We start from the raw sequence: 18,322 nt of genomic DNA, 5'->3' as shown, positions 1-18,322 counted from the left end.
CATAGGCCGCCTCGGCATCGCGCGGCCCATGCGGGCGCAGCTCCTCGAACGCCTTGCGCGCAGACTTGAGCTCGGCAAGCTGTTCGGGGCTTTCCCGGCCGCCCTGGTTGCGTGCGCCGTAGATGGTATCGATCGCTTTGGCATGGCGTGTCAGCGCCTCCATACGCTCGCGCCGCAGTTGCGCTTCGCGGGTTTCAGCGCTGGTCGGGATTGAAGCGATTTCAGGTGACGGGACGACAGGCTGGAGCAGGTCCTTGGAGACCTTGAGGCGCTGGCCATCAAAGTTCACCCGTTCGGGCAGAGCAGAGAAATTGGGCACCTTGAGCTTGAGCCCATCGAAGATACCGCGCCTGGGCTGCACTTCGGGCGCAGGCTCGGGCACGCGGGCATAGTCCGATGCCATGTCCTTGCCGCGCTCTCGGCTGAGCGCGCGGACAAGCCGATCGCGATCGGCGAAGTCATCCTTGCCGTAATGCAGATCGACCTGGTCCCTATGCCGCGAGAGCGCGACATAAGAGGCATGGCGATCGAGCCCCGGCGTTGCCAGCACATGGACACTGTCCACGGTCATGCCCTGCGCCTTGTGGATGGTGGCGGCATAGCCGTGATCGATATGGGCATAGTCCTTGAGATCGAAGGCAATCGATCGCCCATCGTCCGTGCGCACGCGCATGGCGATCTGGCTTACCTCTTCCACCGTGCCGAGCGTGCCGTTCTTCACCTCCAGGCTGCGCTCGTTCTTGAGGAACATCACGCGGTCGCTGGACGCGAACAACCGTTGCCCACGTTCGACCTCCAGACCGACATCCTCGCCGAGCATCTGGGCTGCGCGCATGCGCCCACGCGCAGCTTCGTTGAGCTCGTGTACTTCATCGTTGGTGTGGGTGAGAATGATCCGGCTGGCATCGGGATCGGCCATGCGGTCGCGATCCCAGCGATCGATCAGCTTGTCGCGCGCTTGCTTCCGCGTCTCGGCGGCGTGGACATGACCAGCATCCTCATAGGCGGTCAGCGCTTCGTCCGTGCGGCCGGTGGCAAGCTGGCGCGTGGCATCGCGCTGCCAGTCCTCGGATTGGCGGCGGATGGTGGTGATCTCCACCGCGCCGTGACGCTCGGCAATACTGCGGAATGACGCCCCGGCCTCGATTGCCTGGAGCTGCTCGGGATCGCCGACCAGCACGACCTTGGCGCCGCGCTTTTCGGCCTCGGTGATGACGCGCTCCATCTGGCGCGTGCCGATCATCCCGGCCTCGTCGATAACGAGGATCGATTTGTCGGTCAGCATCTCGCGACCCTGGCCCCATTGGTGCTCCAGACTGGCGATCGTGCGCGAGGCAATGCCAGAGCCGCTTTCGAGGTTTTCGGCGGCAATGCCGGAGAGGGCCGCGCCATGGACGGTGTAGCCAGCCGATTCCCACGCTTCGCGTGCCACGCCCAGCATCGCGCTTTTGCCGGTGCCGGCATAGCCGATGACACTGCTGATCCCGCGTGCCTCTGTGACATGTTCGAACGCGCCGCGTTGTTCCGGCGAGAGCACCATGCCGCGTTGCTCTTGGGCGCGGATGAGCGCGCGTTCCAGGTGACGGTCATTGACGCCATGGTGGCGCCGCGCGTCCAGCGTAACGGTCGCGCGCTCCAGCCGCTGTTCGGTCTCGAGCATAGCGCGCGAGGTGAAACGCTCCTCGCCGCGTCCGTCAGGTCCCAAGCGTACCAGATCAGGTGAGCTACGCACCGCCGCGAGCACGGCGTCGAACTGGTCCTTCCCATCGCTGTGCCGGTGCACGAACGTGGCAAGGTCTCGGGCCGTGAATGTCGCCTGTTGATGGGTGATCGCATCGAGCGCAATGCCGGGGTTCTCGAGGATCTTGTCGCCATTGCTTCTGGCGATGGCAAAATGCTCTTCCAGCCGCTCGCGCACCAGGCCTTCCTGCGCCATGCGCGCCGCAGCCGGGCCGATCTTGTTCTGCGGCTCCAAGCCAATGCCCTGGGCCTCAAGGCTGCGGTGATCGATCCGTGCGTCGATATCGAGCTGGGCCAGCCGTTCGTTGACGTGCTCGGCCCAGGCTTCGCGCCAGTGGGTCAGGAGCTCGGTCTTGTTCCACTCGCGCACCTTGGCGCCGAAGCCGTCCTCGCCAACTTCGCGCATGCCCAGCATGACATGGGCATGGGGCTTGGCGAGGCCGTCGGGCCCTACATCCCAGTGCACATTGAGATCGGCGACCATCCCGCGATCGACGAACTCCTTTTGCACAAAGTCCCGCGCCAGCGCGATGCCATCGGCCTGAGACATCTCGCGCGGAATGGCGAACTCGATCTCGCGGGCCAGTTGCGCGTCCTTGCGCACTTCGACTGCTTCGACGTCGTTCCACATGCGAGCTCGATCGCGCCACTCTTCCGGCGCGCCTTCGGGCAGCATCACTTCGCTGTGTACGACACCGGGCTTGTTGGAGAAATCGTGGTGCCGATCGAGCCGCGCATCATAGAGCCGATCGGCCGAGCGATAGGCGGCCGCGGCCACGGCGCTCGAGCCGCTACCGCGCGAAACAACTTTGGCCGAGAAGTGGTAGATCGCCATGGCGACGCACCGTGCGTCAGGTTCTGACGTTGAAAGAAAGGAGGTTCTTCAACTTCATGCTCCTGATGATCTCGTGGGGTGAGATGCCCCGCGCGTCGTGTGACGCAGCACGCGACGACAAGCAGATGGGTGAGGTGAACCGGGTGCTTCCGGGGAGCCATAAATCAGCAGAACCCGTCAAAGCCGGACGGGCGGGAACTTCCGATCCCGTGAGCGGTCCGGCCAGCGAGCTTGCCATGGCAAGGGCAACCGAACCGATGGCGGACGCCTCGTCAGAATATGGAACTCGCCGACTCGGAAGTGGGCGGGTCGGTCGGCGGCGCAAGCCGCTGACCGGTGAAGCGTTGGTCTGCGGTGGTTTGACGCAGACTGGAGGCACGCGGCTCGCCGCGCGCCAGCCCCGGCATGGGTTTGCGTGGTGCCGGGGCCGGATTTCACACGGGGTATAGTCGGTGCCTACAGCAAGCGAGAGATCATTGGGGGAACCTGAGAACCTTGTCATCACTTCCGGCGCTTTCGGACGCCGGATGGCTGAAGCGACCAGCGACCGTGGTGAAGAGGGGCGGAGCCTTCGTAGTAGTCTGAGGACGGGAAAGCCGTTTACATGGCGAAGGAAGGCAGTGGATACGGCATGCAAGCAGGAGGCGGGCATATGCCCGGCGCGGTGAATACCGCGTTCGTCCTCGACATGCAGCGCAAGCTGTATCGGTGGAGTAACGAAGACCCACACAGGGTCTTCGACGATCTGTTCAATCTCGTATGCGACCGCAGAACCCTGTCCGAAGCCTGGCAAAAGCTCGCCCGCAATAGCGGCAGCCGGACACCGGGAACGGATGGAATGACGCGGCGCTCGGTCGAGCAGCGCGCCGGTGGCGCCGCAAGGCTCCTCGATGAAATACGCGAGGCGCTGCGCAACGGAACCTATGTCCCGCAACCAGTCAGGCAACGGCTCATCCCAAAGCCCGGCAAACCGGGACAGTTCCGGCCACTCGGCATACCCACGCTGATCGATCGTGTGGTGCAAATGGCTTTGAAGCTGATTCTGGAACCCATTTTCGAGGCGGATTTCTATCCGACCTCCTACGGGTTCCGGAGGGGACGCAGCACCCATGATGCTCTGGAACGCATCCAGAAATGTCTTCATCCGTCGAGCCGTGGATCCTCCGTCTACCGGTTCGTCGTCGAGGGCGACATCAAGGGCTGCTTCACCGCAATCGACCACCACGTCATGATGGGGCGCGTGCGACGGCGCATCAGCGACCGCAAGGTGCTGAGGCTGATCCACGCATTCCTGAAAGCGGGCATCATGGTCGAAGGGACTCTTCGTCATCCCGTCACCGGCTCGCCGCAAGGCGGGATCATCTCGCCGATGCTGTCGAACATTTATCTGACGGCACTCGACGAGCGGTACGGACGATGGTCCATCCATCCTCGTGAACCGGGTAAGCGGGCGGCGGCCCGCCGGCTGCTCGATCGCAAGAAGGGCAAGCCGACCTACTATCTGGTCAGATACGCGGACGACTTCGTCGTTCTCGTGGAAGGCACGCGGGAGGATGCGGAAGCGGAAAAGGCCGCGCTGGCGGAGTTCCTGAAAACGGAGCTTCGCATGGAGCTGTCGATGGAAAAGACCCGGGTCACCGACGTCAGGGAAGGCTTCGACTTCCTCGGCTATCGGGTGGCGCAGACCAAGGCGCTCCGCACAGGGCGTCTGGTCGGCAATCTCTTCATCCCGAAGGGCAAGCTGACCGATCTGCGCCACAGGCTCAAGGTCATGGTGAAGAGCATCCCGACCGGACGCCCCCTCGCCTATGTCGTCGACAAGCTCAACCCTATCCTGCTTGGGTGGCGGAACTACTACCGTTACGCCACACTGGCCTGTCGGGATTTCTCCCGGCTCGATAGATGGATATGGGAGCGCGTAGGGCGTTGGCTTCGGAAGAAGCACCGAAAGACGTCGTGGCGAACGCTGCGACATCGCTTCACCACCAACGCTCGGGGGCAACGGCTGCGATGGGCCGATGGGTCCAAACGGCTGCGTCTCCTCCGGGAAGGAGGGACAATGCGATACCCACACCGCAGCATCGAGAAACCGAACGGATGGAATGCGGTCCAGAGGCGCGATCAACGCGAGAGCATGAAGGGCTTCTGGGACGCATTTGGTCGCCTCAATTGGGGTTGACGGCCACCCTCGCGTGTCCAAGCGCGCGAGCATGGAGAGCCGGATGCAGGGAAACTTGCACGTCCGGTTCGGCGAGAGGGATGAAGAGACTCGTCACTGTAAAGTGATGGAGCGCTTCATCCCTACTCTTCAGATACGCCTAAAAGCGCACGTCGGCACGACGTATAAGCGCGCCCTCAAAAGATTTCATCATTCTCGGGACGGCAGAATCCCATGAGGTTTCAGGCAATTGGCATTGATCGTCAAGGCCGATAACTGGGAGGCCTCACGGCGCAACGGACCGTCGTCACAGGACACCAGACATGCGCAAACCCCGCAACTATGACGAGGACCTCAAGGCGCTCACCGCCAAGGCCAAGCAACTCAAGGCACGCAAGCAGAGCCAGTTGGGCGAACTGGTTGAAGCCACTGGCGCCGATCACCTTACAATCGAAGAGCTGGCCGGCGCGCTGCTCTCGATTGCCGCCATCACCGATCCGACGCGACGGGAGGCATGGCGCAAACGCGGCGCCGCGTTCTTTTCCGGCGAGCGGACCGAACAGCCTTCTGGCCAGCGCACTGGCGACAACGCGTAACCAGCAGCGCCGCACGACCAGCGCGCGCCATCGCCTGGCCCTGCAACAGGCGCGACATGACACGCGGGCGTGGCAGGTGAAGCGGCGCGAACGCACGCGGCAGCTGATCGAGCTGGGCGGGCTGATTGCCAAGGCGGGCCTTATCGAACTGACCGATGATGATCGCGCCACCATTCTTGGTCTGCTGGTCGAGGCGGCAGCCAAGCTGCGTACCAACGACAGCGGCAACCAGCTCACGCTCTGGCGGCGGCGGGGACAGCGGGCATTTGCCGATGCCGACGACAAAGACTGAGCAGCCGGCAACACCGCTTCCACCGTCCATCGCCTGCACGTTGCCCCATGCCTGCCACGGCGCCATAGAGTGAGCTATGGACGACAAGACCAAGACCCGAATTCTCGGCGTGATCGAACGCGCACCGCAGTGGCTTCGCAACGATCTCGCCGCCAAGGATCCGGCCTCACGCGCACGTGCGGAAGAGGCGCTGGCCGCGATGTTGGTAGATGCCATTCGCGAGAGTCTGGAAACGGCCGATTGAGCGCCAACGTCAAACCAGACAGCCTTCGCCATTGGCCAAAATCATGCCCCGTACCGCACCCCTCGGCTGGTTTAGAACGGAGCGTCGGACCGATTCCGATCAACAGGAAATACAGGCGCCTGGTCGGCACTGAAAAAATGGATTGCTCTCGTAAATAGCTAGGCAAATATCTTCCAGGTATAACCTCTTAGGAGGAAACCAATTCACAGACGCGCGCGATCTGCTAAAGCTTTTGCTGTACCGGCAGTCACAGGTTACGCGACACGTCTTGTGACTGCCGGTGCAACTGCGGACCGCAGGCCTCCCCTCAATTCGTAGCGATGATCGCCAATGCGTTGCGCGATGGGGTCAGCGAGACGCGCAAGGCTGAAGGCCGCTACCCGCCCGGCGCCTTCACGAAGTGCTACCCTGCCGCAGTCGTTTGAACATGCTCGCCCAAGAGCTGAAGGCGGGCACCCCACTTTTCCATAATTCACGCAAAAACTTGGCGCGCGGATTCGCGTCTGGTATCGTGGGTCCGCGCTGCGCAAAGGGCAGCGCCGGGACTGGTAATCCCGTCAGTAAAGCCAACTCGGAAAACGCGGTTTTCCGGGGTGTCGCCGTGCATGTCCAGACCTTCGGGTTAAAGACGGCGGCGCATGTTACTGACATGTTACCAGCTCCGGCGGCTCCCGCGCGCAAGCGTGCGGGAGCTCGGGGTCAGTCCGCGTGATGACCTGAGGCCTTCCGCTCCCCGCTTCTGACGCGGACCGGAGGTATATATGGACACGATCGTTCCTGCTACTTCATCCCACGTTGGCGCCCCCGCGCTGGGCGCTGCCATCATCACTTTGCCGAGCGAGAATTCTGAACTCGGCGCGCTATGGCGACGCTACGATGCGCGGCCCGTTCGGCTCCTGCGCACCCGCGAAGGCCGCGCACTCAGCCTGGATCGCTACCAGCGTGCAGGCGAGTTCATGGGATCGCTGACCTCTCCCATGGCCGATGACGCTGCCTATCTGTTCTACTCCGCCGGCATCGTCGCGCAGCTGGCGATGTCGTCGCACCTGCTCGACGTGGGTTTCCCAGACGCGTGGTGCGCCAAATACATCGGCCTCCACGTTGACCGTTCCCTGGCCTACGCCAATGCCACTGGCTTTGGTTGCGGAGACATGGAGACCGAGCGGCTGATGAACTTGCTCTCGCCCTATTGGAAATGGAACGACCTCAGCCGCGCGCACGGTATCAAGCCGGACACGGGAGGCTTTGCCGCTGGGGAGGTTCGCGACATCATCACCGCGCTGGTGGACCACGTCGCCGAGGTGACCGGACACGGCCGACGGAGACTGCGCCGGGCGCCGTCCTGATCGGTATCGCCGCGCCAGGCTGATTCGCGCGGCAATATCGGTTGCGAGCAGTTGATTGCGTGATGCCGCTGACCTTGGTGGTTTTGCCAGCAGCGCTGCCCCTGCGCGCAAATTTTTTTGGTGTTCGTGCGAGGTCGTACCGGTGCGCTTCGGTGTACCGGGCAGCATGCTCGCGGCAGATGCCGCATTTCCCGGATTCTCAGGTGGTTGCGCTTTTCCCGCAACGCCCCAATTCTACTCGTGGCCGGCCAATCCAACCCATGAAACAGGAAGGATGTGCCATGAATACCAGCTCTCCCAATTCGTTCGTGCGTTTGCCCCAGGTGCTCAAGGAAACCGGGCTCTCGCGCGCGACGCTCTATCGCAAGGTCCAGAATGGGACCTTTCCCAAGCAGTCGCGCATCGCCACGCGCTGCGTGGGCTGGCGTCGCAGCTCGCTCGACCAGTGGCTGCAGAACCCGATGTTCTACTCCGTTGACGACTTCACCTGATGGGACCCACACAACGGTGCCGCCCGATGGCGAGCCATCGGGCAGCCTGAATTTTTCACCACGGCCACCAGCGCTGCCACCAGTGCCCATAGACCGCGCGGGTCAGCGTGGAGAGGGCCTTGGCGAGCTCGGCCTGCACCGCCTCCATGCTGATGCCATGGCGCTGCGCCAGCTCGGCATAGCTTGCGCCCTCGAAGCGCACGGCCCCAAAGATCGCTCGCTGGCGCCTGGTCATCCGGCGCAGACCGCGCTGCCCCCGCCGCCAGAATGTGCGCGGCGACATGGTCGGCAGGACAGGCGTGCCCCATTCGGGCGGGAGAGGCTGGTTCATGACCGGTCCTCCCCCCAGGCCAGCAGAAAGTCGGCCGCCTTGCTCGCTGCACTGGCCGCGCGGAAGATCGCTTTCTCGTCGGCGCGCAGCACTTCGAGCCATGCTCCGACGTAATCAGAGTGCCGCACCGTCGGGACAATGCCCAGCGCAGCACAGGCAAAGGCACTGGCCATTTCCGCCACCAATTCCTCTTTGGCGTAGGACGCGGAACCGAACTCGCCGGTCTGGTCACGGTCCAGCCGGCTCTTGTGGCCGGTGGCATGGCCAAGTTCGTGCAGGGCCGTGCGGAACCAGTTGATCGGCTCGAGGAAGGCAGCTTGAGGCGGCACTTGCACCACGTCATGGCTGGGCGAATAGAACGCTTCTCCGCCACCGATGCGGAAGGTCACCCCGCTGCCCTGGATCACGCGATCGGCGCCAGCAATGGCCAGTTCGGGCGCAATCGGTGCCACAGGCTGCACCATCCCGTCGGGCAAGCCCTCGCACTGGTCGAGATTGAAAACGGTAAAGCGCTTGAGAAAGGCCACCGTGCGCGGATCGCGATCTTCGTCCCTGGCCTTGGCGGCTTCCTCGCGCGGGGTGAAGCGATCGGCATAGCAGACCACCGTGCCCTTCTCGCCGCGCCGGACATGGCCCCCGGCCGCTTCGGCCTGGCGATAGGTCAACCAGCGCTGCGAGGAAAAGCCCTGCTCGATGGCAGAGGTCCAGAGAATGAGAACATTGATCCCGGAATAGGTCCGGCCAGAGCCGGCATTGTGGGGCAGCGTGCAGGGACAGCGGCTGGCGTCCCATGGCTGCACCCAAGGCAGGCGCCCTTCCTCCAGTTCAGCAATGATCCGGGAAGTCACCTCGGCATAGAGGGACTGGCGTTCACGCGTGTTCACGGTGCTCATGATCTTCAAGCTCCTTAAACCGCCATGGCCCGGCGCCGGGGTGGCGGGGGGCGGCAGGAGCGGACCAAAAGCCCCGCATCAGGCGGCGGGGTGCACCGCAGGGCGCAACAGCGTGGAGCACCTGGAGCCGCGCAGCGGGCCGGGTTGCACCCCGTCGCGGCGGGGCTACAGGGCCGTGACGCCCCCCGTCACCCTGGAGCCGAGGCAGACGCCGCCGCGCACCCAAAGCGCGGCGACAATTGCAGGGCAGCCACAGGCGGACCGACAGGACCGGTCAGCATGGCCGGGCCAAAAGTCAGCGATCGTCCCGGCCATGCCGACGAGACGGCACCGCCGGCTCGGCTGGAGCGCAGCGGAAGGAGAGCGCGGTCAGGCCGAGACGGCCTGAGACGATGCGTTCAAGCGACGCTGCCTGTCCGGCGCCTAAGCCCTTCGCTGGGCGTGGATGAAATGCGACTATCCCGGTTCATGACCCCGTTTGCGCCGGGAACCGCACAATCTCGGCACCATTGCGCAGGGTGTCGAGGTAATCCGACCACCACTGCGCCATTTCCACGCGTTCCTTCCAGTGCGTCCCGCGATGATAGGCGGCGCGGACCTTGTCGGAATCGCCATGGGCCAACGCACGTTCGATAGCATCAACCGACCATTTGCCGGATTCGTTGAGGAGCGTACTGGCAGTCGCGCGGAAGCCATGTGCCGTCATCTCGTCGCCAGTGAAGCCAAGACGCCGCAAGCCAGCATTGACCGTATTCTCGCTCATCGGACGTTGCGGCGAGCGGATAGACGGAAAGACATAGCCCGAAGGCCCGGTGATCGCATGAACCAGCCGCAGGATCTGCACCGACTGCTTGGACAGCGGAACGTGGTGAGGCCGTCGCATTTTCATCTTCTCGATCGGTATGGTCCACACCGCAGCTTCGAGATCGACCTCCGACCATTCGGCATGCCGCAGTTCGCCAGGTCGCACGAAGACATGCGGTGAGAGTTGCATGGCCAGCTTGGTCAGCTCCTGACCCTCATACCCCTCGATTGCGCGGAGCAGTTCGCCCGTACGCTTCGGGTCGATGATTGCGCCGTAATGCTTGGGCTGGGGTGCGGTCAGGGCACCGCGAAGATCGCGAGTCGGATCGTCCTTTAGCCGCGCCGTCGCCACCGCGTAGCGGAAGACACGCCCGGTGAGTTGCAAGACCCGGCGGGCAGTCTCATAGTTGCCCTTGGCCTCGATGCGGCGCAGCGCTTCGAGGATTTCCGGGGTGGTGATGTCGGCCACCGGCAGACGCGTGATGCTAAGCCCCAGGCGAGAAATGTAATAGCCGCTCTTCTCGACGGTCGATTTCGACATGCCTTCGCGCTCGCGCTTGGCGATGAACTCCTTGGCCACCTCGCCAAACGTGTTGCACGCTGCCGCCTTGGCGCGATACTTGGCAAGCTGCTTTTCGCGGGCGGGATCGAGGCCGGCCGATAGCTGGGCGCGGGCCTGATCGCGACGCTTGCGCGCCTCGCTGAGTGTAATCGCTGGGTAGGACCCGATCGCCAGCTTCTTCTCGCGATCCTCGAAACGATATTTCTGTCGCCAGAGTTTGCCGCCCGATGGCTCCACTTGGAGGTAGAGCCCGCCCCCATCACTCAGCTTGTAGGATTTTGGGCGGGGCTTGGCGTTTCTGATCGCAACATCGGTGAGCGGCATGGCGTGGGGGCCTTTTTCAGGGGGCCTTCGCGCTGCCCCCAGAAAGGCCCCCAAATGGGTGAGCCGTGGTGACATCTGCGGAGACGCAGTGGACCTGACAAGACCGATTTTAGCCCGGATTTGCTGGATTTTCAAGGATGTCGGGGAACGCTCTGGAGCGTGGTCCTGGTGGGCGGTGACGGGCTCGAACCGCCGACCCTCTCGGTGTAAACGAGATGCTCTACCAACTGAGCTAACCGCCCCCATGCGGGGAAGCGCGCCTTTGCGGGATTTGCGCGGGAAGGTCAACGGGGTTTTACCCCGCCTGTTCCAGCCGGAAAACCAAGCGTGCGGTGCCATGGGCGGGCACCGTCACCCGCCACAGCGGTTGGCCGTTCTTGCGCGTAAGCGCGCGGGAGGAGCGGCTCAGGCGCTGGTCTGCCGACACCGGGATGGCCAGTTCCACTTGCATCGCCTGGTTGCGGCGGTTGGTGAGGGTGGCGGTGTGATCGCGCCACAAGCCGCGCTTGTCCTGCGCGGCCACCGTTTCGCTCAGGCTCAGCGCGGTGGCCATGCCCAGTTCGATCTCGATCTCCTCGCCTTCCGCCTTGTCGTCCATGCGGCCTTCGCCCACCGGCAGGCTGGTGGGGCCGTGGGGTTCCAGCACCACGACATGGCCGGCCGGCAGTGCCAGGCCCAGGCCGTCGGCTTTGCGGTTGTGCAGCCGCAGGACTTGGCGAAGCGACTGGTTCTCGCGGCGGCGGAGGGTCAGCGTGCCCTTGGCAAACGGCTGCACCTTCACGCCGCGCCGCTCGGCCAGGGCCACCTGCTTTTGCCCGCGCGAGGCGATGGTGGTGGGAACCGGCAGGCGATAGAGCTTGAAATCGCCCAGGGCTTCCTGCCGCGCCAGGACCGGCATGCGCCGCTGCCCGGTCACGACGATGTCGGCCATCGCTGCAACCGGCGGCGCGGCCATGAACAGCGGGGGTGGCGCATAGGCTGCTGGCGGCGGCGGAGGTGGTGGTGGCGGAGGAGGAGGGGCGGTTTCGCACTGGAACGACAATTCCTGATCGCCGTCGCTGCGATCCTCCCAACTGCGCTGCGCCTTGTCCGGCCTGCCCGCAACCACGGCCGCGTCTGCCCCGACGAAGGCGGTATCGTCGCTGCTGGCCAGAGTGACCCAGGCCGCCAGATCGAGATGACGGCCATCGCGGCGCATGGTCAGCACATAATCGGCCCGCCAGTCGAATCCCCAGGCGAGATAGCTCAGCGTCAGGCGGGCGTGCGTCGCCATCGCTGCGGTGGTCTGCACCGACAGGGTCGGCTTGGCGACCAAGCCCGGCGGAAGCTCACCATAGCTGACATATTCATCGGGCCAGGCGCAGCGCGCACTGCGAAAGCCCTCGCGCGTCTGGATCACAGCAGCGCCATCGGGGCCGGAGCGTATGACGCCCTGCTCTTCGACCACAGCGCCGGTGCGCCGATCGACGCGGCGCAGCAGCACCGGACGGCCAAAGCTGCGCGCATAGAGATTGCGCGCGCCAATCAGGTCTGCGTCCAGGTTCTGTTCGGCCACGCCCGATGGCAGTCCGCGCACCAGGGCCGTTTCCGCCAGCATGCCTGCCGCCACCCCGGCAAACCCCACGGTGGCAGGGCCGGCGGGCAGGTCCACCTCGCGCGTTTCGGTGACGAGCGCATACCCACGCAGCCAGTCTCGATCGAATTCTGCATCCGGCTGTCGCCCTGGCTCGCGATAGATCGTCACCGAAACGTGCGCGGGCGCAGGTGATGTCACCGCCTGCTGCGCCAGCGCCAGCGCGGGCCACAGCGCCAGGGCGACAATCAGCGTGCGCACGGCAGCGCGGCTCAATAGCGGGTGTCGATCGTGGCGGTCAGCGTCACCGCGCCACGCGCCGGAACTTTCACGCGCCAAGTCCGGCTGTCGAGCGACACCTGGCGGCCCGGCAGGCTTTCGGCCGACACGCGCGTGTCGTGCCAGCCATTGTCCAGCCCGTCCTGCACTACGTCCACCTCCACCGGCACGGCGCGGGCGTTGGTCACTTTCCAGGCCATCTGCGTGCGCCAATAGACCGGGTGCTCTTCGATCGTGTACGTGACCGGGCCATCGGCATTGCGGGTGATGCGCCATTGGCCCGTCCGCTCCCATTCCGCAGCGGTGACGCGCTCGCGCTTTTCCACGCTGGGCTGCACTTTCACGTCGAACGCCGTGCCGGTTTTCAGCGCCAGGTCCGATCCCATCGGGGTGTGCGGCAGCGGGCTTTCCCCCACGAACTGCGGATTGCCGCGCGCATCGCGCATGTAGACGCGGATCGTGCCGGCAGGCAGCGCATCGCCCAGCCCGCCGTCCCGCGCGGACGTGAACGCCAGCACGGTATCGACGCTTTCGCCCTCTTCCGCGCTGTGCTGCCATGGGTTGCGATATTGATAGACCTTGCGCGCCGGCACGCCCGTGGCGTTGAGGAAACTGACCTGCTTGGTCTGGGCATTGGCCACCGTGGTGCGACCGGCCAGCGGATAGACGTGAAAATCGCCCAGCGTCTCGCGTCCGTCGTCTCCGCCGGTGCCCATGCGATTGCCCATCGGGCGCGATCGTGACGGGGGATAGACCATGGCTTCGCCATCGCCATCACCATCGTCGCCAGCCGGTTGGCCCGCCACCAGCATCACGCGGGCATCGGGAAAGCCGGTGCCGGTGGTGTTGGTCAGCGTGACCCAGCCCTGCACATCCAGCTTGCCCGCGCTTTCATCGAACAGCGCGACGTAATCGGCCTTCCAGCCAAACCCGCGCGAGAGATAGCGCAGGCCCACGTTGCGCGCGCCGCTGCTTGCCGAATCCAGCGTGACCGACAGCGTCGGCCTTGCGCGCAGCCCCGCCGGCAAGCCGGAATAGACCACCCGGCCCGGCATCTCGCTCAGCACCTCGATCCGGCTGCCTACCTGCACCACGGCGCCCTGGTTGTTGGCCAGGACATGCGCGGTCGTCACCACTTCCTTGCCATCCGCGCCTTCGCGCACCACGCTCACATCCTGCCCGACAGACTTGTTGAGCAAGGCGTCCGGGGTGAGCAGGTCGTAATCGAAGTTCTGTTCCACCACGGCAGCGCCGGGCGCGGCAATCGTGACGGTCTCTGGCCGGATCTGCGCCGAGACATCGGGAAACTCCTGGCGGCTCACCCCCTTGGGCAAATCGATCCGGCGCACATCCTCGACCAGGGCCATGTCCTTATAGATGGTCAATGCCACATCGCCCTGCGCGCCTTTCGCCTCGATCGCCGCCGGTGTTGCAGCCCTGACATTCGCGACAAGGCCCAGCGCCGTGCCCATGGCAAGAACAGTCCAAGCAGCCCGCATCGCTCTCTCCCGGTTTGCGCCGCGATGATAACTGTTTGTTTCGCAAATGCCATCATCGATCGTGGTCAAGATGGCGGCAACCGCCGATGGCGCTTGAGCGACCGCTGTGGCCGCCCTAGGCGGCGTGGACAAATTCCGCAGCGCCACGGCTGGAGGCAAAAACCGCCAGTTCAAGGAGGCGAGGAAGCGCAATATCGGGAATATTGCGCGACGAGCCGACGCTGAAATGGCGGTTTTTGGTCCAGCCCCGCAGGGGTTGCCCTGTAAAAGGCCCTGGCAGCGTTGCTCGTCCTTGAAGGAGGCCCACTCCTCCTGCGTCCTCGCGCCTCACCAGGGCCTTTTACAGGGCAACCGTGGCGTTGCGGAATTTGTCCACGCCGCCTAGATTCCAACCATGACCAAACCTGCGCAGATCAAGATCAAGCTTCAGCTCTATTGCGGCGATGCCATCGCCATGGGGCCGGGCAAGGCCGACCTGCTCGATGCCATTGCGCGCGAAGGCTCGATCTCGGCAGCCGGGCGGGCCATGGGCATGAGCTATCGCCGCGCCTGGCAACTGGTGGATGTGATGAACCGCTGCTGGCACGGGCCACTGGTCGAAACTTTTCCCGGCAGTGCCCATGGCGGCGGCGCCAGGATCAGCGCGCTGGGCCACGCGGTGCTGACGCATTATCGCGCCTTGCAGGCTCGGCTGGCGGGCGAAGCGACCTGTGCCGATGCCGAGGCGCTGGCCAGCATGCTGCGCGCTCAGCCGCTGGAACGGCAGGACGAGCGCGCGGGGTAAAGTGCGGCCCGGCGCATCTCCCCCGCCATGGCGGGGGAGAGCCTTGCGCGATCAGTCTTCGCGGCGGCGCGGCGGGCCTTTGCGGTGCGGGCGTGGGCCATCGGAACGCGGACCATTGCCACGCGGGGGGAAGCCTTCGCGCGGCCGGTTCGGGCCATTGCCCTGGCGACGATTGGTGCGGGCCATTTCGCGCGGCGGTTCGCTCGGTTCGATGCGGATGCCGGTTTCGTCCTCGGCCCCTTCGCGTGCGGTGCGTTGCAGCGCGGCGCGGAAACGCTCTTCCATCGCCTTGGGCACCTGGAAATAGGTTTCGGCCGGGCCGATGCGGATCGCGCCGATCTCGTTGCGGGTGATATGGCCACGGCGGCACAGCAGCGGCAGCAGCCAGCGCGGATCGGCGTTCTGGCGGCGGCCGATGTCCATGCGGAACCACGCCACATCGTCGAAACCGGTGCGGCGCGTGGCCTTGCGGCCTTCCTCGGTGGACAGGTCGATCAGGTCTTCGGGCTGCGGCATGGCCGAGCGATAGCTGCGCACCAGCGCCAGCGCGATATCGCGCACTTCCATGCGCTCCATCAGCGTGTCGGCCAGAGCGGCATCGTCTTCCAGCACGTCGTCGGCATCGACCGGGGCGAGCAGCTTTTCCAGCAGGCGCTCGCGGTCGCGCTCGCGGATCTGGGCTGCGCCGGGGGCCGGCATCCATTCCGCCTCGATCCGCGCGCGGCGCAGCATTTCTTCCAGGCGGCGGCGGCGCGGATAGGGCACCACCAGCACCGCCGTGCCCTTGCGACCGGCGCGGCCGGTGCGGCCCGAGCGGTGTTGCAGGGTTTCGGCGTCACGCGGCACTTCCACGTGGATCACCAGGCTGAGCGAGGGAATGTCGATTCCGCGCGCCGCCACGTCGGTGGCCACGCAGATGCGCGCGCGCCCATCGCGCAGCGCCTGGATCGCCTGGTTGCGCTCGTTCTGGCTGTGCTCGCCCGACAGCGCCACGGCGGCAAAGCCGCGTTCCAGCAGCGTGGCGTGCAGCCGGCGAACATTGTCGCGGGTCGCGCAAAACAGCATGGCCGTTTCCGCCTCGTGGAAGCGCAGCAGGTTGATCACCGCGTTCTCGATGTCGTTGGGCGAAACGGCAACCGCCTGATAGCTGATGTCGCCATGGCCCTGGCGCTCGTCGATCGTCGAGATGCGCAGCGCATCGCGCTGATACTGCTTGGCCAGCGCCGCGATCGGGCGCGGCATGGTGGCGGAAAACAGCAGGGTGCGGCGCTCGGCCGGGGTGGCGTCGAGCAGCTCTTCCAAGTCTTCGCGAAAGCCCATGTCGAGCATTTCGTCGGCTTCGTCGAGCACCACGAAGCGCAGGCTCGACAGGTCGAGCGCGCCGCGTTCGAGATGGTCGCGCAGGCGGCCGGGCGTGCCCACCACGATATGCGCGCCGTGGTTGAGCTGGCGACGTTCCTTCGACGGGTCCATCCCGCCGACGCAGGTGGCGATGCGCAGCCCGGCTTTTTCATAGAGCCAGGCGAGTTCGCGGCTGACCTGGAGCGCCAGTTCGCGGGTGGGAGCAATGGCGAGCGCCAGCGGTGCACCGGCCGGCGGCACGCCATCGTTCAGCAGATCGGCGGCCATGGCCACGCCGAACGCAACCGTCTTGCCCGATCCGGTCTGGGCGGAAACCAGGAGATCGCGGCCAACGGCCTCGTCCTGGAGCACAGCGGCCTGGACCGGAGTCGGCTCGGCATAGCCGCGGGCGGCAAGGGATTGGGCAACGGCGTCGGGAAGCAAGGAAAAGGGCATGAAACTCAATGGGTCTGGGCCGGGCTGCAACGGGGGCAAGACCGGCGGGGGGGCAATTGCGGGAAGGGTCCAAAGGCCTGATGACGATGCCATGGCCTCACCACGCGAAGCCCGATATACCATCTCTCAGTGCCTGCCCCTTAGCGCCTTGTTCCTTTCCCCGCCATGACCAAATGCGAAAAATCGCCCGCAATGGGGCGATTTCATCGAAAATGCGGCTACTTTGGTACGACGGTAAGCGGCGGAAGCGGGTGCCAACCCCATGGATTGGGGGAAAATCCGGTCACGCCGCTGCGCACCAGCGACCAGCGCAAGGGCCGCGCGATGGGGATGAACCCGTTTGCGGCGGTGACCGCGCGCTCGGCCTGGGCAAGCAGCGCCATGCGCGCCTGCGGATCGCGCTCGGTGCGTGCCTGCGCGGCCAGCGCATCGCCTGCCGCACTGCATCCGGCAGGGCTCACCGGGCAGGCCAGTTGATTGAGGAACCAGGCCGCGCGCGTATAGCGCGCCACGGTATCAACCAGGCGCAGGTCGGCCGGCTGGCCTTCGTCCACGCGCTCGATCTGCACCCCGATGCTGGCGAAATCCGCCCCGATGCGGGCCAGGGCCAGGCGTGAGCCGGGGCCATCGGGCGCAGCCACGCGCAGGCGGGGCGCGCCCTCTCCGGCCGCCATCCACGCCAGCACCCGCTGGCGCGCCAGGGCGCGGCGCTGGTCCAGCGTGCTATCGCTCCAGCGCTCCCCCACAGAGCCGTCGCTGTCGGGCACTTCGGGCGAGACCAGGCGAGTCGTACCGCTCCAGCCGCCGATGCCGAAAGCGCCCACCAGCCCGTCGCGGTCGATCGCCAGGGCGAGCGCCTCGCGCCGCAGCGGATCGGCCAGGAAGCCCTGCGCGCGCAGCACCTGCAAGCCGAACAGCCCCATCACCGGATCGAGCTGCACGTTCCCGCGCGAGAGCATCGTGGTGCCGGCGAGCGGCAGCGAATCGATCGTGCCGCCCAGCGCCACGTCGACCAGCCCGTCGTTGAAGCGCTTGGCGGCGATCGCCATGCTTTCCACTTCCACATGCAACGGGCGCACGCTGCGCGAGAATCCGTCCTGTGCCGGCATGCCGCGCTTCTCGGGCGGGATCGGGGATAGCGAAGCCACCAGCCCTTCGCGGCGCAGGCCGAGCGGACCGGAACCCAGCCGGGTGCGCGGCAGGCCCAATTCGGGCTGGGCCAGCAGAGTCAGCAGATCGGGCAGCGGGGCGGACAGGTCCACTTCCACCACGCGATCGGTCATCACCCGGATCTCGTCGATCGGCGCCAGGTCCAGGCCCAGCGCAGTGCCGGCGAGCGCAGCGCGGGCACGACGCAGCGCCGCCGCGACGCTGGGTGCGTCGATCGGCGTGCCATCGGGCCAGGTGCCATCGCGCAAGCGGAAGATGTAGCTCAGCCCGTCGTCGGTCACGATCCAGCGTTCGGCAATCGCCGGCACCACGCGCCCCTGGGCATCGAAGCCCACCAGCCCTTCGACGGTCGCCGCACGCAAGACCTGCGCCGCCGGCGATGGCCGCGTCGCTGCGGTCTGGAACGCGGTTTCGTCTCCGGCCAGCGCCACCGGCAGCGCGCCGCGCCGATCGGCGCCGCAACTGGCCAGGGCAAGCACAAGGCCGGGAATCAGCGCCACGAGCGCGCGGCGCGAATGGCAGAACCGATAAGCCATGCCACCTTGCCTAGCAGATCGATCGTGGCAGGCCAGTAAAGATCGGGCGAAATCGGCCGCCGCCCGGC

The 18,322-nt window shown here is 65.6% G+C and carries 15 protein-coding genes and 1 tRNA gene; 7 read left to right on the top strand and 9 right to left on the bottom strand.

What is annotated here, in order from left to right; all coding sequences use genetic code 11:
* On the bottom strand, nucleotides 1-2,575 hold a 2,575-nt coding region (traA, locus tag IE191_RS16625), incomplete at its 3' end, for a Ti-type conjugative transfer relaxase TraA (RefSeq protein WP_373299318.1).
* A gap of 604 nt (nucleotides 2,576-3,179) precedes the next feature.
* On the opposite strand from traA, the gene ltrA reads away from it, so the two are divergent.
* From ltrA to IE191_RS16595, 6 genes are all read left to right on the top strand, one after another.
* On the top strand, nucleotides 3,180-4,754 hold the full coding sequence (ltrA, locus tag IE191_RS16620) for a group II intron reverse transcriptase/maturase (RefSeq protein ID WP_229815522.1): 1,575 nt from the start codon (nucleotides 3,180-3,182) through the stop codon (nucleotides 4,752-4,754).
* Between the two features lie 302 nt (nucleotides 4,755-5,056).
* Nucleotides 5,057-5,329: a conjugal transfer protein TraD gene (locus IE191_RS16615; protein ID WP_191325503.1), complete on the top strand. Its 273-nt coding sequence runs from the start codon at nucleotides 5,057-5,059 to the stop codon at nucleotides 5,327-5,329.
* 76 nt (nucleotides 5,330-5,405) lie between these two features.
* Nucleotides 5,406-5,621, top strand: coding sequence for a conjugal transfer protein TraD (locus tag IE191_RS16610; RefSeq protein WP_191325502.1), 216 nt, complete (start codon nucleotides 5,406-5,408; stop codon nucleotides 5,619-5,621).
* 76 nt (nucleotides 5,622-5,697) lie between these two features.
* Nucleotides 5,698-5,865, top strand: coding sequence for a DUF6771 family protein (locus tag IE191_RS16605; RefSeq protein ID WP_191325501.1), 168 nt, complete (start codon nucleotides 5,698-5,700; stop codon nucleotides 5,863-5,865).
* A gap of 761 nt (nucleotides 5,866-6,626) precedes the next feature.
* Nucleotides 6,627-7,211 (top strand): hypothetical protein, encoded by a 585-nt coding sequence (locus tag IE191_RS16600; RefSeq protein ID WP_191325500.1) that lies wholly within the window; start codon nucleotides 6,627-6,629, stop codon nucleotides 7,209-7,211.
* Nucleotides 7,212-7,492: 281 nt separating this feature from the next.
* Nucleotides 7,493-7,702 (top strand): helix-turn-helix transcriptional regulator, encoded by a 210-nt coding sequence (locus tag IE191_RS16595; protein ID WP_191325499.1) that lies wholly within the window; start codon nucleotides 7,493-7,495, stop codon nucleotides 7,700-7,702.
* A 55-nt stretch (nucleotides 7,703-7,757) separates the two neighbouring features.
* Here the strand turns inward: IE191_RS16595 and IE191_RS16590 are convergent, their stop codons facing one another.
* The 6 genes from IE191_RS16590 to IE191_RS16565 all read right to left on the bottom strand — a co-directional run bounded on the left by IE191_RS16590 (nucleotide 7,758) and on the right by IE191_RS16565 (nucleotide 13,967).
* Nucleotides 7,758-8,033 (bottom strand): sigma-70 region 4 domain-containing protein, encoded by a 276-nt coding sequence (locus IE191_RS16590; RefSeq protein WP_191325498.1) that lies wholly within the window; start codon nucleotides 8,031-8,033, stop codon nucleotides 7,758-7,760.
* The gene (locus tag IE191_RS16585; protein WP_191325497.1) at nucleotides 8,030-8,926 is read right to left on the bottom strand and encodes an ArdC family protein; all 897 of its coding nucleotides are present in this window, start codon (nucleotides 8,924-8,926) and stop codon (nucleotides 8,030-8,032) included. Before IE191_RS16585 ends, IE191_RS16590 begins: the two co-directional genes overlap by 4 nt.
* 466 nt (nucleotides 8,927-9,392) lie before the next feature.
* Nucleotides 9,393-10,616, bottom strand: a complete 1,224-nt coding sequence (locus IE191_RS16580) for a tyrosine-type recombinase/integrase (RefSeq protein WP_191325496.1) — start codon at nucleotides 10,614-10,616, stop codon at nucleotides 9,393-9,395.
* Nucleotides 10,617-10,782: 166 nt separating this feature from the next.
* Nucleotides 10,783-10,858, bottom strand: a tRNA-Val gene (locus tag IE191_RS16575).
* Nucleotides 10,859-10,911: 53 nt separating this feature from the next.
* The gene (locus tag IE191_RS16570; RefSeq protein ID WP_191325495.1) at nucleotides 10,912-12,450 is read right to left on the bottom strand and encodes a DUF4139 domain-containing protein; all 1,539 of its coding nucleotides are present in this window, start codon (nucleotides 12,448-12,450) and stop codon (nucleotides 10,912-10,914) included.
* Nucleotides 12,451-12,461: 11 nt separating this feature from the next.
* The gene (locus IE191_RS16565) at nucleotides 12,462-13,967 is read right to left on the bottom strand and encodes a DUF4139 domain-containing protein (protein ID WP_229815521.1); all 1,506 of its coding nucleotides are present in this window, start codon (nucleotides 13,965-13,967) and stop codon (nucleotides 12,462-12,464) included.
* Between the two features lie 394 nt (nucleotides 13,968-14,361).
* On the opposite strand from IE191_RS16565, the gene IE191_RS16560 reads away from it, so the two are divergent.
* On the top strand, nucleotides 14,362-14,751 hold the full coding sequence (locus tag IE191_RS16560) for a winged helix-turn-helix domain-containing protein (RefSeq protein ID WP_191325494.1): 390 nt from the start codon (nucleotides 14,362-14,364) through the stop codon (nucleotides 14,749-14,751).
* 51 nt (nucleotides 14,752-14,802) lie between these two features.
* Here IE191_RS16560 and IE191_RS16555 read toward each other — a convergent pair whose 3' ends face one another.
* Nucleotides 14,803-16,548 carry a DEAD/DEAH box helicase gene (locus IE191_RS16555; protein ID WP_191325493.1) on the bottom strand — a complete coding sequence of 582 codons (1,746 nt, stop codon included), beginning with the start codon at nucleotides 16,546-16,548 and terminating at the stop codon, nucleotides 14,803-14,805.
* A gap of 218 nt (nucleotides 16,549-16,766) precedes the next feature.
* Nucleotides 16,767-18,254 carry an ABC transporter substrate-binding protein gene (locus IE191_RS16550; protein ID WP_191325492.1) on the bottom strand — a complete coding sequence of 496 codons (1,488 nt, stop codon included), beginning with the start codon at nucleotides 18,252-18,254 and terminating at the stop codon, nucleotides 16,767-16,769.
* Nucleotides 18,255-18,322: the final 68 nt, after the last annotated feature.

It is taken from the genome of Novosphingobium pokkalii (assembly GCF_014652855.1).
Classification (GTDB): domain Bacteria; phylum Pseudomonadota; class Alphaproteobacteria; order Sphingomonadales; family Sphingomonadaceae; genus Novosphingobium; species Novosphingobium pokkalii.
This window is presented reverse-complemented; position numbering and strand designations above follow the sequence as displayed.